Origin of the sequence: Streptomyces sp. NPDC008163 (genome assembly GCF_042956885.1) — a bacterium.
GTDB lineage: Bacteria > Actinomycetota > Actinomycetes > Streptomycetales > Streptomycetaceae > Streptomyces > Streptomyces drozdowiczii_A.
This window is the reverse complement of record NZ_JBIBHG010000026.1, coordinates 1-18,372: the sequence shown is the minus strand read 5'-3', so window position 1 is coordinate 18,372 and position 18,372 is coordinate 1. Positions and strand designations below refer to the sequence as shown.

Sequence of the window (18,372 nt, the reverse complement as noted above, 5' to 3'; positions counted from 1 at the left end):
AACAGACCCGCGTCGAACAGCGCCGCATCCCGCAGGAAACCACCCTCCCGCGCATACGACTTCCCCGCCCGACCCACCTCCGGATCGAACAGACCGGCAACATCCCAGCCACGATCGGAGGGGAACGCACCCATCGCGTCGGCACTCCGAGTGACCAGCTGCCACAGCCCCTCGGGGGAGGACACGCCGCCGGGATACCGGCACGCCATGCCCACCACCGCGACCGGCTCCCCCGCCGCCGAGCCCTCGGGGCGCGTGGAAATGGCGCGCGTGGCCGGCTTCACGCCGGCCAGGGCGGTGTCCAGGTAGGACGCGACGGCCTGTGCGGTCGGGTGGTCGAAGACGAGGGTGGCCGGCAGCCGGAGTCCGGTCGCCCCGTTCAGCCGGTTGCGCAGCTCCACCGCGGTCAGTGAGTCGAAGCCGAGGTCCTTGAACGCCTGGTCGGGGTCGAGGGTGTCCGGGAACGCGTGTCCGAGGACGCCGGCCACGTGCGAGCGGACGATGTCGAGCAGCTTCCTGACGCGCTGCTCCGGGTCGGCACCCGCCAGGGTCCGCCCGATGAGGGAGGCATCCGCCGTGGCGTCCGCGGCCTTGCGCAGCCGGCGCCCCGGGGTGCGTGCCAAGCCGCGCAGGAGGGCGGGGATCTCGTCGCCCCGTGCGCGCAGCGCCCCCTGGTCGATGCGCAGCGGTGCGAGGACGGGCTCGCCGATCTCCAGAGAGGTGTCGAGCAGCGCGAGGCCCTCTTCCACCTGGAAGCCGGGCATGCCCTGCCGGGCCATGCGTCGGAGGTCGACGTCCTGGAGGAGGCCGCTCATGCCGGCGCCGAGCCACAGGCCCCAGGCCATGGAGGACGCGGGCAGTCCTTCGGCCCGGCGGTGTACGGCCAGCGCGTCCAGGAAGACGTTGGCGGCCGCGTAGTTGCCCTGGCCGGAGGCGAGAACCATGCCGCCGGAGGAGGAGAACAGCAGGAACAGGCCGAGGTCGGCGTCCGCCGTCAGCTCGTGCAGGTGCCAGGCGGCGTCCGCCTTGGGCGCCAGTACGGCGTCGATGCGGTCCGGCGTGAGCGTGGTGACCAGGCCGTTGTCGGTGAGGCCCGCGGCGTGGACGACGCCGGTGAGGGGGTGGTCGTCCGGTACGGCGGCCAGGACCGCGGCCAGTGCCTCCCGGTCGGCCACGTCGCAGGCGACGACGGTGGTCTCGGCGCCGAGGGCGGCGAGTTCGGTGCGCAGTTCGGCTACGCCGGGGGTGTCCTCGCCCCGGCGGCTGCTCAGCAGCAGGTGCCGAACGCCGTTGGTGGCGGCGAGGTGGCGGGCGACCTCCGCGCCGATGCCGCTGGTGCCGCCGGTGATCAGGACCGTGCCCTCGGGGTCGAGTCCCGGGCGGGCCGCGCCTTCGGGCAGGGCGGCCTGCACGAGCCGCGGGAGCAGTACCTCGCCCGCGCGTACCGCCGTTTCCGGTTCGTCCGTGGCGATGGCCTCGGCGAGGCCGTCGTCCGCGCCGTCCCCGGCGGCGAGGTCAACGAGGGTGAACCGTCCGGGGTTCTCCGCCTGGGCGGCTCGCACGAGTCCCCACACGGGTGCCTGGCGCAGCTCGACGCGCTCGCCGGGCGGGCTGACCGCGACGGCGTCGCGTGTGACGACGACCAGCCGGGAGTCGCTGTAGCGCTCGTCGGTGAGCCACTCCCGCAGCACGTCCGCGGTGCGGTACAGAGCCGTCCGTACGCCCTTCAGCGTGTCGGTGTCCGGCGTTTGCACGCGGTGGACGACGACCGCGGGTGCCTCGTCTCCGTCGGCCCGCGCCTCCCACTCGGTGTACTCGGCGGCCTCGTCGACGGCAGTGGCCTTCTGCCAGGCGATGCGGTAGGGCAGTTCCCGCCGGTCCTCGCCCGCGGCGCCGAGCTGCTCGGCGGTGACGGGCAGCGCGGCCAGCGAGTCGATGGACATCACGGGGCTGCCCGTGGCGTCGGCCACCGCGACGGTCACCGAGTCGTGGTCGGACTTGGTGATGCGTACCCGCAGGGCCTTGGCGCCCGCCGCGTACAGCGTGACCCCGCTCCACGCGAAGGGGAGCACCGTCGCGCCGTCCCGGCTTCCGCCGTCCTCCAGCAGGCCGGCGTGCATGGCCGCGTCGAGCAGGGCGGGGTGCAGGCCGAACCGTTCGGCGTCGGCGTGCGCCTGCTCGGGCAGCACGGCCTCGGCGAACACCTCGTCGCCGCGGGTCCACAGCGCCTTGAGTCCCTGGAACACCGGACCGTAGAAGTAGCCCTGTTCCAGGAGGCGTTCGTACGCCCCGTCGAGCGACACCTCGGTGGCGTCCTGCGGCGGCCACTCGGCGAGGTCGAACGACGGCTCGGCCGCTCCGCCGGTGAGGGTGCCGTCGGCGTGCAGGGTCCAGGGGTCGGTCGGCGCGTCCTGGGGCCGGGAGTACACCTGTACCCGGCGCCGGAGCTCGGTGTCCGGGGCGCCGACGACCACCTGCACGTGGAGGCCGCCGTGCCGGGGAAGGACCAGCGGCGCGCGCAGCGTCAGTTCCTCAAGGGTGTCGCAGTCGACCTGGTGTCCGGCGCGGACGGCCAGTTCGACCAGTCCGGTGCCGGGCACGAGCACGGTTCCCAGGGCGTCGTGGTCGGCGAGCCAGGGGTGGCTCTGCAGGGAGAGCCGGCTGGTGAACACATGGCTGTCCGTGTCGGCCAGGGCGACGGCGGCGCCGAGCATGGGGTGCTCGACGGGGAGCTGTCCCAGGGCGGACACGTCGGAGGCGCCCGCGTCCGGGACGATCCAGTCCCGGCGCCGCTGGAACGCGTACGTGGGGAGCGCGACCCGCTTCGCGCCGTCGACGTACCCGGTCAGGTCCACCGAGGCGCCGCGTACCTGGGCCTCCGCCAGGGATATCGTCATCCGGTTCGGGCCGGCGTCCTCACGGACGAGGGACTGGACGGAGGCCGCGCGCGCCCCGTTGTCCTCGAAGATCTCCTCCAGGCCGGGCCGCAGCACAGGGTGAGGGCTGCACTCGACGAAGAGGGTGTGGCCCGCGTCCAGGGCGGCGACGGCCGCCTTGTGGAACTCCACGGGGGCGCGCAGGTTGCGGTACCAGTACGCGGAGTCCATGAGGGCGCCCTCGGGCAGCAGGCCGCCGGTGAGGGTGGAATAGACCGGGACCTCGGGGGTCCGCGGCGAGACACCGGCGAGGGCGGCCGCCAGTTCGTCGGCGATCTCCTCGACGTGCGCCGAGTGGGCGGCGAAGTCCACACCGGGGATCGTCCAGCGCATGACGCCGGCTTTGGCGAGGGTGATCTCGAACTCCCGCAGCGCGACGGCGTCGCCCGACACGACGACGGCGTTCGGGCCGTTTTCCGCCGCGATCGAGACGCGGCCCTCGAAGGGGGCGAGCCGCTCGCGTACGAAGTCGGCCGGCTTGACGATCGACATCATGGCGCCCTTGCCGGATATCGCCAGCAGGGCCTTGCTGCGCAGCGCCACGATGCGCCCGCCGTCCTCCAGGGACAGCGCTCCGGCCACGCAGGCGGCAGCGATCTCGCCCTGGGAGTGGCCGATCACCGCCGAGGGGTGCACGCCGTGGTGGCGCCACACCGCGGCCAGCGAGACCATGACGGCCCACAGCATCGGCTGGGCCACGTCGACCCGGTCGAGTGTCGGGGCGTCGGGCTCCAGGCGGGCGACGGCCAGCGGTGACCAGTCGACGTGCGGGGCGAGCGCCTCGGCGCACTCGTGCATCCGGGCGGTGAACACGGGCGAGACGTCCATGAGTCCGGCAGCCATGCCGTGCCAGTGGGAGCCTTGTCCGGGGAAGACGAAGACGGTCTTGCCCGCCTCGTCGGCGACGCCCCGCACCAGGCCGGGGGCGGGGCGGTCGTCACTCAGTGCCCGCAGGGCGGGCAGCAGGGTGTCCCGGTCCGGGCCCACGACGACCGCGCGGTGGTCGAACAGGGCGCGGGTGCCGAGCAGGGAGTGGCCGACGTCGGCCGGGCTCAGCCCGGGGTGCCGCTCCAGGTGGGAGAGCAGGCGCCCAGCCTGTTCCCGCAGGGCCGCCGCGTTCTTCGCCGAGAGCACCCAGGGCACGACGCCGAGGGGCCGCACGGGGACTTCACCGGTGGTGTCCTGCGGTTCCTCTGCGCCGACGGGGGGTGCCTGCTCGACGATGAGGTGCGCGTTGGTGCCGCTGAAGCCGAACGAGGACACGCCGGCCCGGCGTGGGCGGCCGGTCTCGGGCCAGGGCCGTGCCTCGGTCAGCAGCCGCACATCGCCGGTCGTCCAGTCCACCTGGGAGGTGGGCTCGTCCACGTGCAGCGTCCTGGGCAGGGTGGAGTGCCGGATGGCCTGCACCATCTTGATGACGCCCGCGACTCCGGCGGCCGTCTGCGTGTGGCCGATGTTGGACTTCAGCGAGCCGAGCCACAGCGGACGGTCGGCGCGCCGGCCCTGGCCGTAGGTGGCCAGCAGCGCCTGCGCCTCGATGGGGTCGCCCAGCGTCGTGCCGGTGCCGTGCGCCTCGACCACGTCGACGTCCGCCGCGGTCAGACCGGCGTTCCGCAGTGCCTGGCGGATCACCCTGCGCTGGGAGGGGCCGTGCGGCGCGGAGAAGCCGTTGGACGCGCCGTCCTGGTTGACGGCGGAGCCTCGGATGACGGCGAGGACCTGGTGTCCGTTGCGCCGCGCGTCGGACAGCCGCTCCAGGAGCAGCAGGCCCACGCCCTCCGCCCATGCCGAGCCGTCTGCGGCGGCGGCGAACGACTTGCAGCGCCCGTCCGCGGCCGACGCCTTCTGGCGGCTGAACTCGATGAACGTCTCGGGGGTGGACATCACGGCGACGCCCCCGGCCAGCGCCAGGGAGCTCTCACCGGAGCGCAGCGACTGCGCGGCCAGGTGCAGCGACACCAGTGACGACGAGCACGCCGTGTCGAGGGTGACGGAGGGGCCCTCGAAGCCGAACACGTAGGAGATCCGGCCGGAGGCGATGGCGCCCGAATTGTTGTTGTGCGTGTAGTCGTGGTACATCATGCCCGCGAAGACTCCGGTGGGCGTCCCCTTGAGCGGACGCGGATCGATGCCCGCGTCCTCGAACGCCTCCCACGCCGTCTCCAGCAGCAGCCGCTGCTGGGGGTCCATGACGAGCGCCTCGTTCGGGCTGATCCCGAAGAAGTCGGCGTCGAAGTCGCCGGCCTCGTGCAGGAATCCGCCCTGGTTCACGTACGAGGTGTTGTCGCGCCGGGCCTCCGGGTCGTACAGGCGCTCCAGGTCCCAGCCGCGGTTCGTCGGGAACGCGCTGATCGCGTCGGTCTCGTCCGCGACGAGCCGCCACAGTTCGTCGGCGGACGTGGCGCCGCCCGGGTACCGGCAGGCCATGCCGACGATCGCGATCGGTTCCTGCGACGCCTCGGTCAGCTGCCGGTTCTGGGTCCGCAGTCGCTCGGTCTCCTTGATCGACGCCCGCAGCGCGTCGACCAGCTTCTGCTCGTTGCCACCCATTACAGCCTCACACTTCCCGGTTCGCGTCATCGAGGCCGGAGCCTCCGAGTGCAATGTTGATCAGACTCTCGGCGTCCATCTCGTCAATCGATCCGAGGTCGCTCCGCTCGGCCTCGCCGACGGACTCGGGCCGGGTCCCGGCCAGTTGCAGCAGGCTCTCCATCAGGCCCGCCTCCCGCAGCTTCGCCATGGGCACGGCCTGCAGGATGCGGCGGACCTCCGCGTCCTGCGGGTCCTCGTCAGGCGCGGGCCCGCCGTGTCCGGTGCCGAGCTCCGCCGCCAGCTCCTCGGCGAGGTGCTCGGCGAGGGCGCGGGAGTTCGGGGCGTCGAATACGAGGGTGGGCGGCAGCCGCAGCCCGGTCGCCCCGTTCATGACGTTCCGCAGTTCCACCGCGGCCAGCGAGTCGAAGCCCAGGTCGCCGAAGGCCCGGTCGGATGCGATGGACTCCGGTCCGGCGTGCCCGAGAATCGCGGCCACCTTCGTCCGCACCAACTCCAGCAGCGCCGCCTCACGGTCAGCGGGAGACAGTCCGGACAGCCGCTGCCGCAGAGCAGCGGCAGCGTCCTGGCTTCCGTTCCGCACGGAGCGCCGGCTGCGGGGCCGGACCAGCGCACGGAACAGGTCCGGCACGGTGCCCGCCTCGCCGTGGGCCAGGGCGGCCGGGTCGAAGCGCATCGGCAGCAGCACGGGGGCGTCGAGTGTGCCCGCCGTGTCGAAGAGCGCGACCCCCTCGGCGGGGGACAGCGCCGTCATGCCCGTCCTGCTCATACGCTGCCGGTCCGCGGCGTCCAGGCCGCCGCCCAGGCCGCCCTCGCCCGCCCACAGCCCCCACGCGAGGGACTGCGCGGGCAGCCCCTGGGCGCGGCGGTGCACGGCCAGGGCGTCCAGGACGGCGTTGGCGGCGGCGTAGTTGCCCTGGCCGGGGTTGCCGAGGACGCCGGCCGCCGACGAGAAGAGGGTGAACATCGTCAGGTCCGTGTCCCGCGTCAGCTCGTGGAGGTGCAGCGCCGCGTCGGCCTTGGCCCGCAGCACGGTGTCCAGGCGGTCCGCCGTCAGGGAGCCGATGACACCGTCATCGAGGACAGCCGCCAGGTGGATCACTCCGCGCAGCGGGTGCTCCTTCGGGATCGCGGCCAGTACGGCGGCGAGCGCCTCCCGGTCGGAAGCGTCGCAGGCGACGATCTCCGCCTCGGCACCGAGCGCGGCCAGCTCGTCGACCAGTTCGGCGGCGCCCTCGGCGGCCGGACCGGAACGGCTCGTCAGCAGCAGTCGCCGCACGCCGCGCCCGGTCACCAGGTGGCGGGCGAGGAGCCGCCCCAGACCGCCCGTGCCGCCGGTGAGCAGTACGGTCCCCTCGGCGTCGAACGCGGCGGGCGCCTCGCGGGACTCGGCGACGGCCCTCAGGAGCCGCGCTCCGTGGACCACACCGTCGCGGACCGCCACCTGCGCCTCACCGGCGGCCAGCACCGCGGACACCTCGCCGCGCGCGGCGTCGGCCAGGACGATCCGCCCGGGATGCTCGGACTGCGCGGAGCGCGCGAGGCCCCAGACCGCCGCACCCGCGAGGTCGGTCACGTCCTCACCGGGCAGAGCCACCGCGCCTTCGGTGCGGATCAGCAGCGTCGACCCGGCGAAGCGGTCGTCCGTCACGACGGCCTGAAGGGCCGTCAGGACACGCCGGGTCTCGGTGTGCACCGCGGCGGAATCGGTGCCGGGGCTGGTGGAAAGGACGACGACGTCGGGCACCGGGTCGTCACCGAGGCCGTCCCAGTCACCGGTGGAGAGGTCGGCGGTGTCCGCGATGGCGATTTCGCGCCACTCCGGCCGGAACAGCGCGTCGAGGGACGCCCGCGAGGACGCGACCTGGTCTCCGGCGGGAATCTCCCGCGACACCAGCGACCCGACCGACAGGACAGGGCCGCCCTCGGGGTCGGTCAGGACCAGCGACAGGGTGCCGTCGCCGGCCGTCGTCGTACGTACCCGCAGGGCGGAGGCGCCCGCCGCGTGCAACGACACTCCCGACCAGGCGAACGGTAGCCGCGCGGCGCCGTCCCCGGTGCCGGCCAGCGCCGCCGTGTGGAGCGCCGCGTCCAGCAGGGCCGGGTGCAGACCGTAGCCCTCGGCGGCGTCCTCCACGGGGAGGGTCACCTCGGCGAGGATCTCTTCGCCGTGCCGCCAGGCCGCGGTCACGCCCTGGAAGACCGGGCCGTACTCCAGGCCCGCGTCGGCCAGTGCGTCGTAGAAGCCGGTGAGGTCGACCGGCTGCGACCCGGCCGGGGGCCAGGGGCCCGGCGCGGGGGCCGGCTCCACGGCGCCCTGGGCCAGCGCACCCGTCGCGTGCCGCACCCAGTCCGCGTCCGGCGCCCCGCCGCGCGAGTACACGCCGAACGTACGCCTGCCCGCGCCGTCGTCCGGGCCCACCGACACCTGGAGCGCCACGGCGCCCCGCTCGGGCAGCACCAGCGGCGACTCGATGGTCAGCTCCTCCAGCAGGTCACAGCCGAACCGGTCACCGGCACGGATGGCGAGCTCGACGAACCCGGCACCGGGGAAGAGCGTCACGCCGCCGACCGTGTGGTCCGCGAGCCAGGGCTGCGACTGTGCCGAGAGCCGTCCGGTGAACAGGGCACCCTCGCCGTCGGCCAGCGGCACGACCGCACCGAGCAGCGGGTGCCCGCCGGCTTCGAGCCCGACCGCCGAGGGGCTGGTGCCCGCCTCGTCGTGCGTGAGCCAGTAGTGCTTGTGCTGGAAGGCGTAGGTGGGCAGGTCGGTGGTGCGGGCAGCGCTGCCCGCGAAGTACGCCCGCCAGTCGACCTTCACCCCACGCGCATGCAACCGGGCGACGCCCGTCAGAAGCTCTACGGCCTCGTCACGGTCACGGCGCTGCACCCCCACGAACGCCACCTCGTCGGGGTCACCCTCACCATCCACGGTCACGCACTCCGCGCCCATCGGCACGAGCGCGGCATCCGGACCCAGCTCCAGGAACGTCGACACACCACGCCCCACCAACGCACCCACCGCGTCCGCGAACCGCACCGGCCGGCGCACCTGCTCCACCCAGTACTCCGCCGACGACCACTCCTCCGCAACCGCCGCACCGGTCACCGTCGATACCGCCCCGACCTTCGGCATGTCGTAGGTCAAGGACTCCGCGACCTTGCGGAACTCCTCCAGCATCGGCTCCATCAACACCGAGTGGAACGCATGCGAAACAGCCAGCCGCTTCGACTTGCACCCCCGGGCAGCCAACTCCTCCACCACCCGCACGACCTCGGCCTCAACACCCGAAACCACCACGGAGGAGGGGCCGTTCACCGCAGCGATACCCACACCGTCGGTAAGCAACGGAACGACGTCCGTCTCGGGGGCCTGTACGGCGACCATCGCACCGCCCTCGGGCAGCGCCTCCATCAACCGCCCACGCGCCGCCACCAACGACGCCGCATCCTCCAACGACAACACACCCGCCACATGCGCGGCCGCCACCTCACCGATCGAATGCCCCGCCACGAAATCGGGCCGCACACCCCACGACTCCACCAGACGGAACAACGCCACCTCAACAGCGAACAACCCCGCCTGAGCAAACATCGTCCGATTCAGCGCCGCAGGATCCTCACCCCACACCACCTCACGAACCGACACACCCAACCGCTCGTCCAGCACACGCACCACAGCGTCGAACGCCTCGGCGAACACCGGGAACACGCCATACAACTCACGGCCCATCCCCACCCGCTGAGCACCCTGACCCGTGAACAGGAACGCCACACGACCACGACGCACCCGGTCCATCACACGACCGGAACCCGACACCACCGACTCAAGACCAGCCACCAACGCGTCACGGTCACCCCCGACCACCACCGCACGGTGCTCCAACGACGCACGCGACAACGCAAGCGAATAGGCCACATCCGAGGGCCTGACATCGCCGACCTCACGGACGTGCTCCAGCAGCGCCGCCGCCTGGGCCCGCAACGCCTCCGCACTACGACCCGACACCACCCACGGCACCACCGGCAACGCGGAACCCGCAACCTCACCCGGCTCCTCAACGACAGGCGGCTCCTCCAGAATCACGTGCGCGTTCGTCCCACTCAGACCGAACGACGACACACCCGCACGACGCGGACGACCCTCCACCACCGGCCACGCAACCCGCTCCCGCAGAAGCCGCACCTCACCCGCCGACCAATCCACCTCCGCCGACGGCTCATCCACATGCAACGTCGCCGGAAGCACACCCTCCCGCAACGCCATCACCATCTTGATCACACCCGCCACACCAGCAGCCGCCTGCGTATGACCAATGTTCGACTTCACCGAACCCAGCCACAGCGGACGGCCCTCAGCACGGTCCTGCCCATACGTCGCCAACAACGCCTGCGCCTCGATCGGGTCACCCAACCGCGTGCCCGTCCCATGCGCCTCCACCGCGTCCACATCACCGGTGGTCAAACCGGCCACCGCCAAAGCCTGCTGAATCACACGCTCCTGCGAAGGACCATTCGGCGCCGTCAGACCATTCGACGCACCATCCTGATTCACCGCCGAACCACGCAACACCGCCAGAACCCGATGCCCGTTGCGACGGGCATCCGACAGCCGCTCCAGCACCAGCACACCCACACCCTCGGAGAAGCCGGTGCCGTCGGTGGCGGAAGCGAAGGACTTGCAGCGGCCGTCGGCGGCGAGGCCGCGCTGCCGGCTGAACTCCACGAAGAGTTCTGGGGTGGACATGACGGTGACACCGCCGGCCAGCGCCAGCGAGCTCTCACCCGAGCGCAGCGACTGCGCCGCCAGATGCATCGCCACCAACGACGACGAACACGCCGTGTCCACCGTCACCGCAGGCCCCTCAAGACCCAGGGTGTACGAGATGCGGCCGGAGGCGATGGCACCGGTGCTGCTGTTGTACTTGTAGTCGTGGGACATCATTCCGGCGAAAACGCCGGTCTGGGTGCCCCTGAGCGACAGGGGGTCGATGCCCGCGCGCTCCAGCGCCTCCCACGACGTCTCCAGCAGCAGCCGCTGCTGCGGGTCCATCGACAGCGCCTCATTGGGGCTGACGCCGAAGAGGTCGGCGTCGAAGTCGCCTGCCCCGTAGAGGAACCCGCCGTGGCGGACGTAGCTGGTGTCCTCGCGGGACGAGGTCGGGTCGTACAGCTCCGCCAGGTCCCAGCCCCGGTCCTCGGGGAACTCGCCGATCGCGTCGGTCTCCTCGGCGACGATCCGCCACAGGTCCTCGGGTGATTGCGCGCCGCCCGGGTACCGGCAGCTCATCGCGACGATGGCGATGGGCTCGTCCGCCATGACCGCGGCACGGCCGGGTGCGCCCGCGGCGCCGGACGACGGGGCGTCGGCGACGCCGTCCGGTCCGCCGATCCGGGTGAGGAGGTGGCGGGCCAGCACCAGGGGGCTGGGGTGGTCGAAGACCAGGGTCGCCGGCAGGCGCAGACCGGTCGCGTCGTTGACGGCGTTACGGAACTCGACGGCGCGCAGGGAGTCGAAGCCCAGGTCCTTGAAGGCCCTCTCCGGCTCCACCGCCGAGGCGGAGCTGAAGCCGAGCACGTCGGCGACCTGGCGCAGCACCACGTCGAGCACGGCGGCCTCGCGGTCGTGCGGGGCGAGTGCGGCCAGCCGCTGGGCCAGGCCACCCGCCTCTACGCCGGTCCCGGCGCGGCGGCGCCGCACACCGGGGACGAGGGTGCGGAACAGTTCCATCATGTTCTCGCCCTGCGCCCGCAGGGTGGAGAGGTTCAGCCTGGCGGCGACGACGGCCGGCGTGGGGAGGCGGAGGGCACCGTCGAACAGGGCCAGGCCCTCTTCGTCGGAGAGGGCGACGACGCCGGTGCGTCCGATGCGGCCGCGGTCGTCGGTGCTCAGGTCGCCGGTCATGCCGCTGCCCTGGGCCCACATGCCCCAGGCGAGCGAGTGTGCGGGGAGCCCTTGCGCGCGCCGGTACGCCGCGAGGGCGTCCAGGTAGGCGTTGGCGGCCGCGTAGTTGCCCTGGCCCGGGTTGCCGAACACGCCGGCCACCGAGGAGAACAGCACGAAGAAGGCGAGTCCGGCGTCCTGGGTGAGGTCGTGCAGGTTCCAGGCCGCGTCGGCTTTGGGCCGTAGCACGGTGTCGACGCGTTCGGGTGTCAGCGAACCGATGATGCCGTCGTCGAGGATGCCGGCGGTGTGCACGACACCGGCAAGCGGCCGGTCGGCGGGCACATCGGCCAGCACGGCGGCCAGGGCGTCCCGGTCCGCCACGTCGCAGGCGACGATGTCGGCCTCGGCACCCAGGGTGCGCAGCTCGTCGACGAGTTCCGCCGCTCCCTCGGCGGTGGCTCCGGAGCGGCTGGTGAGCAGCAGGTGGCGTACGCCATGGGCAGTGACCAGGTAGCGGGCGAACAGCCGTCCGAGCATGCCGGTGCCGCCGGTGATGAGGACGGTTCCGTCCGTGTCGCAGGAGGGCGGCTCCACCTGTTCGGTACCGGCCGTGCTGACCAGGCGCGGGGCGAGCGGGGTCCCGGCGCGCAGCGCGATCTGGGGTTCGCCGGTACCGGTCAGCGTCGGGAGCGCGGCGTCGAGGTCGGTCCCGGTTTCGAGGTCGGCGAGGAGGATGCGGCCCGGGTTCTCGGACTGGGCCGATCGCACCAGGCCCCACACCGCGGCGCCCGCGAGGTCCACGGCGGGCTCGTCACCGGCCGCCACGGCACCGCGGGTCACGACGAGGAGCCGGGAGGCGGCGAACCGCTCGTCCGTGAGGAACGTTTGGAGGACGCCCAGTACGCGGTGTGCCGCCGCGTGGACGGCCCCCGGGTCGGCGGCCGGGTCCTCGTCGAAGGTGACGACGGTCAGGTCGGCGGCCTGCTGCTCGTCCCCGATGGCGTCCCAGGCCCGTACGGTCGGGGAGCCGGGGGTGACGACGGGGACGGGGGCCCACTCGACGCGGTACAGCGCGTCGTGGAGGGCGGCGTCGGCCTGGGCCGGCCGCTGCTCGGCGAGCTTGCGCAGGGCCAGGGCCTCGGCGGTCAGGACGGGCCGGCCGGCCGGGTCGGTCACGAGCACCGCCGCGCTGTCGTCGCGGACGGGGGTGACCCGGACGCGTACCCCCGTGGCGCCTTCGGCGTGCAGCGTGACACCGGTCCAGGCGAAGGGCAGCACGGCTTCGTCGCCGGCGATGCGGGACAGGCCCACGGTGTGGAGCGCGGCGTCGAGGAGGGCCGGGTGCAGGCCGTAGTCGTCGGCGCGGACACCGGCGGGGAGTTCGGCCTCGGCGAAGATCTCGTCGCCCGACCGCCACACCGTACGCAGGCCCTGGAAGGCGGTTCCGTAGGTGAGCCCCGCCGCGGCGAGGGCGTCGTAGTAGCCCTCGGTGTCGAGGATCTCGGCGCCGGCCGGGGGCCACTGGGTGAGACCGGTGTCCTCGGTGGCGGCCGCGGGCGCGAGGGCGCCGCTGGCGTGCCGGGTCCAGGCGGCGCCGGTGCCCTCCGCGCGGGCGTACACGCTGACCGTGCGCCGTCCGGCGGCGTCCTGGGCGTCCACCGCCACGTGCAGGGCGACCGCGCCGCGGTCCGGGACGATCAGCGGTGCTTCAAGGGTCAGTTCGTCGACACCGGCGCAGCCCACGTGGTCGCCCGCCCGTACGGCGATTTCCAGGAAACCGGTACCGGGGAAGAGCGTGGTGCCGTCCACGACGTGGTCGGCCAGCCAGGGGTGGGTCCTGAGCGAGATGCGGCCGGTCAGCACGACGGTGCCGGCGTCCGGTGACGCGACGGCCGCACCGAGCAGCGGGTGGCCGACCGGTTCCAGGCCTACGCCCGCGACGTCTCCGAGGTCGGCCGGGGGCTGAATCCAGAACTGCTCGCGCTGGAACGCGTAGGTGGGCAGACCCACCGTCTCGCCGGTGGCGGACGCGGTGAAGAAGTCGCTCCAGCGGACAGGGGCGCCGTGCACGTACGCCTCGGCCATCGAGGTGGCGAAGCGCTCCATGCCGCCCTCGTCACGGCGCAGGGAGCCGACGGTGGCGGCGGTCGCGCCCGCGTCCTCGATGGTCTCCTTCATGCCGACCAGCAGCCCGGGGTGGGGGCTGCTCTCGATGAAGATGCCGAACCCGTCGGCCAGCAGCGCGCGGGTCGTCTCCTCGAACAGGACGGTCTGGCGGAGGTTGCGGTACCAGTACTCAGCGTCCGTCACGGCACCGTCCAGCCGCTGGCCCGTCACCGTCGAGTAGAAGGGTACGGAGGGCTCCAGCGGGCGCACATCGGCGAGCACCTGGAGCAGGCTGTCCCGGATCTCCTCGACGAACATCGAGTGGGAGGCGTAGTCCACGGGGATGCGGCGGGCCTGGACGCCCTCGGCCTCCAGCTGCTCCTTCAGCTCGTCCAGCAGGTCGCCGTCGCCGCACACCACGGCGGACCGAGGGCCGTTGACGACGGCGAGCTGAAGGCGCCCGTCCCAGCCGCGCAGTCGCTCCGCAGCCTGCGCGGAGGGCAGGGCCACCGACATCATGCCGCCACGGCCTGCGAGTTCATGGCGGATGACCTTGCTGCGGAGGGCGACGACGCGTGCGCCATCCTCCAGTGAGAGGGCACCGGCGACACAGGCCGCGGCGATCTCGCCCTGCGAGTGCCCGACGACGGCGTCCGGCTCCACGCCGCGCGCCCGCCACAGCGCGGCCAGGGACACCATGACGGCCCACAACGCGGGCTGTACGACGTCCACCTCGTCGAGGGTGGGTGCGTCCGGTTCGCCACGCAGTACGGCCAGCAGGTCCCAGTCCACGAACGGGGCCAGCGCCTTGGCGCACTCCTCCAGCCGTTGCGCGAACTCCGGCGCCTGCTCCAGCAGTTCCACCGCCATGCCGCGCCACTGGGAGCCCTGGCCGGGGAAGACGAACGCCACCTTGGCGTCGTTGATGACCGTGCCGCGCGCCCCGAGCGGGCTCTTGCCGCCGTCGGCGAGCGCGTCGAGACCCTCCAGCAGGCCGTCCCGCCGTGCGCCGAGCACCACCGCACGGTGCTCCATCCGCGCCCGGGTGGTGACAAGGGCCCGGCCGATGTCGGAGTCCGGGAGTTCCGTGTGCTCCCGTACGAAGGCCGCCAGGCGAGCCGCCTGCGCCTTGAGGGCGTCACCGCCGCGGCCCGAGACCACGAACGGCAGCACGCCGGCACCCGCCGCCGGGATCCCGGCGGTCACCGTGCCGCCGGTGCTCCCGGCGGTCGCGGGGCTCGCGGAACCTTCTGCCTCGGCGTCCTCCGCGACGGGCGCCTCCTCCAGGATCATGTGGGCGTTGGTGCCGCTCAGCCCGAACGCGGACACACCGGCCCGGCGCGGGCGATCCCCGCGCGGCCAGTCCCTCGCCTCGGTGAGGAGCTCGACGGCACCCGATTCCCAGTCCACGTGGCGGGAGGGTTCGGTGACGTGCAGGGTCTGCGGGTGTCTGCCGTTGCGCATCGCCATCACCATCTTGATGACGCCGCCGACCCCGGCCGCCGCCTGGGCGTGGCCGATGTTCGACTTCAGGGAGCCCAGCCACAGCGGATCGTCCGGGTCACGGTCGCGGCCGTAGGTGGCGAGCAGTGCCTGCGCCTCGATCGGGTCACCCAGGGTCGTACCGGTGCCGTGTGCCTCCACGACGTCGACCTGTGCGGCGGTGACGCGGGCGTCGGCCAGTGCCTCCCGGATCACCCGCTGCTGCGCGGGGCCGTTGGGCGCCGTCAGCCCGTTGGACGCGCCGTCCTGGTTGATCGCCGAACCCTTGATCACGGCGAGGACCTGGTGGCCGTTGCGCCGCGCGTCCGACAGCCGCTCCAGGAGCAGCACGGCCGCGCCCTCGGACCAGCCGGTGCCGTCCGCGGCTTCCGAGAACGCCTTGCAGCGTCCGTCGGCCGCCAGCCCCTTCTGGCGGCTGAAGGCCACGAACGGGGCGGCGGTGGACATCACCATCACGCCGCCCGCCAGCGCCATGGTGCAGTCGCCGCGGTGGAGGGCGCCGACCGCCAGGTGCAGGGCGACGAGGGACGAGGAGCAGGCGGTGTCGACGGTGATCGCCGGGCCGGCCAGCCCGAGGGTGTACGCGACACGGCCGGATATGACGGAGGCGGCACTGGCCGTGGCCATGTATGCCTCGACCAGGTCGGAAGCGGCGCCGGCCACGTCCCCGTAGTCCTGGGCGCCCGAACCGACGTACACGCCGACCGGACCGCCGCGCAGTGTCTCCGGGTCGATCCCCGCCCGCTCGAACGCCTCCCAGCACACCTCCAGCACGAGCCTCTGCTGGGGGTCGGTGGCCAGGGCCTCGTTGGGGCTCATGCCGAAGAAGCCGGGGTCGAAGGCTCCCGCGTCCTTCAGGAAGCCGCCGCCGCGCACATAGTTCGTCCCGCCGCCGTCCGGCCCCTCGCCGAGCAGTTCCTCAAGGTCCCAGCCCCGGTCCTCCGGCAGCCCGGTGATGGCGTCCCGGCCCCCGTCGACCAGGTCCCACAGGTCCTCGGGCGAATTCACGTCGCCCGGGAAGCGGCAGCTCATCGCCACGATGGCGACCGGCTCCTGCTCCCCGCTCTCCAATTCGCGCAGCCGGTGCCGGGTCTGGTGCAGATCAGCGGTGACCCGCTTGAGGTAATCGAGCAGCTTGTCGTCGTTCGCCATGTCAGTCCCACGAATCCTTTGTCCGGCGGCCACGTTCCCAGCGATCAGGTGAGGCCCAATTCCTTGTCGATGAAGTCGAAGACGTCATCCGCCGAGGCCGACTGGAGCTGATCGCTCACATCGCCGCCAAGTTCCCCGTCACTTCCGGTCAGCCGCCCGAGCAGCGCCTGCAGCCGACCGCTGATGCCCATGCGCTCGATCTCCTCCGGGGCGAGTGCCGCCACCGTGGTCTCCAGGCGGTCCAGTGCCGCGAGCGCCGGCAACTCTCCGGTGTCGCCGTCCTGGCACAGCTCGGCGCGCAGAAAGCCGGCCAGAGCCGTCGGACTCGCGAAGTCGAAGACCATGGTGGCCGGCAGCTTCCTGCCCACCGACTTCGTGAGCCGGCTGCGCAGATCGACCGCGGCCACCGAGTCGAAGCCGAGGTCGTCGAAGGCTCGGGTCGCGTCGACCGCACCCGGCGCGTCGTACCCGAGCAGTTCCGCCACGTGCGTCCGCACCAGGTCGAGCAGGGTCCGCTCCTGGTCGGCGGGCGACATCGCGGCCAGTCGGCCGACGAGCCCCGAATCCTCCGCCCCGGCCGTGTCGTCGTCCCCGGCCAGGGCCGCCCGGGCCTCCGGCAGCGCGTCCAGCAGGGGCCGGGGGCGGGCGAGAGCGTAGGTGGGCGCGAAACGCGGCCAGTCGAAGTCGGCGACGACGACGTGGCCCTCGCCCCGGCCCAGCACTTCGCGCAGCGCCCCGACCGCCCGGCGCGGGCTCATGGCGGGAGCGCCGATCCGCCGGCCCATCGCGCTGACCTTCGCATCGACCATGCCGGCGTCCCAGGAACCCCATGCGATCGACGTCGCGGCGAGGCCGCGAGCCCGGCGGTGGTGGGCCAGCCCGTCCAGATAGGCGTTGGCGCTGCCGTAGGCGGCCTGGCCGGCGCTGCCCCAGACGCCGGCGCCGGAGGAGAACAGCACGAAGGCATCCAGCGGGCGGTCGCCCAGCAGCTCGTCCAGATGGGCCGCGCCGAGCACCTTCGCCCGTGCGACTTCGGCGAGTTCGCCAAGGGACATGGCCGTGAGCGGTCCCGGGCTCTGCGCCGCACCGGCGGCGTGCACCACCGTCGTCAGCGGCCGGTCCTCGGCGATGCCGCCGATCAGCCGTTCGAGCGCGTCGCGATCGGCCACGTCGCACGCGGCGACGGTCACCCGCGAGCCCAGGGCCTCCAGCTCGGCGCAGAGCGCGTCCACGCCCTCGGCGGCCCGTCCGCTCCGGCTCGTGAGCAGCAGGTGCCCGGTGCCGTCGGCCGCCATCATGCGGGCCACATGGGCGCCCAGGCCGCCGGTGCCGCCCGTGATCAGCACGGTTCCGTTCCTGGCGTCGTCGGCCGGTCGTGCCGGGTCGGGCGCGGGGCGCCGTGGCGCGGGAGCGGCGGCGAGCGGGGCGCGCACCAGTCGGCGGGCGTGGACCCCGTCGGGACGTACGGCGACCTGGTCCTCGCCGCCCGGCCGCGCGGCCAGCACGTGGCACAGCCGCCGCGCGGCGGTGTCGTCCACCTCGCCGGGCAGGTCGACCAACCCGCCCCATGCGTCCGGCTGGTCCAGCGACAGCCCGATTCCCAGGCCCCACAGAGCGGCCTGCCGGGGGCTGGTGACCTCGGCGGAGCCGTGGACCGCCACCGCGCCGGTCGTGGCGCACCACAGCGGTGCGGCGATGCCTGCCTCGTCGAGCGCCTGCACCAGGAGCAGGGTCGCCGCGGTACCGCGCGAGAGCTCCGGGTGGAGTTCGAGGGGGCGGTCGTCCAGAGCGAGCAGGGACAGGACACCAGCCGGACCGCCGACGGCGCTACGCAGCCGCTGGGCCAGCGCGTCCCGGTCTTCGCCGGCGCCCTTCACCAACGCCACCTCGGCACCGCAGCGCGTGAGGGCACCGGTGAGCGCGGCGACCGGTGCGTCCCAGCCCCGGCCGTCGGGCGCCACCACGATCCACGGTCCGCTCGGACCGGACCCTTCCGCCTCCGCGATCCGGTCCCAGGCGATCTGGTAGCGGAGGTCGTCCGCATCGGACGGCTGGCGGAACGAGGACGCCTCGGCGGCGAAGTCGTACCAGTACGGCTTGCGTTGGAAGGCGTAGGTGGGCAGGTCGGTGGTGCGGGCAGCGGTGCCCGCGAAGTACGCCCGCCAGTCGACCTTCACCCCACGCGCATGCAACCGGGCGACGCCCGTCAGAAGCTCTACGGCCTCGTCACGGTCACGG

General features: G+C 73.1%; 3 protein-coding genes. All 3 read right to left on the bottom strand.

The window, feature by feature from the left end; genetic code table 11:
* A partial coding sequence (locus ACFZAT_RS33225) for an SDR family NAD(P)-dependent oxidoreductase (RefSeq protein WP_391269661.1) occupies positions 1-5,486 on the bottom strand: 5,486 nt, incomplete at its 3' end.
* A 7-nt stretch (positions 5,487-5,493) separates the two neighbouring features.
* Entirely contained in the window at positions 5,494-16,134 is a 10,641-nt protein-coding gene (locus ACFZAT_RS33220; RefSeq protein WP_391269660.1) for an SDR family NAD(P)-dependent oxidoreductase, read from the bottom strand.
* Positions 16,135-16,178: 44 nt separating this feature from the next.
* Positions 16,179-18,372 (bottom strand): SDR family NAD(P)-dependent oxidoreductase (locus ACFZAT_RS33215; RefSeq protein ID WP_391269659.1); only part of this gene is annotated, 2,194 nt, incomplete at its 5' end.

Excerpts from the sequence above, each read along its gene's own strand:
- ACFZAT_RS33220 (WP_391269660.1), bottom strand. The coding sequence starts at position 16,134 with ATGGCGAACGACGACAAGCTGCTCGATTACCTCAAGCGGGTCACCGCT.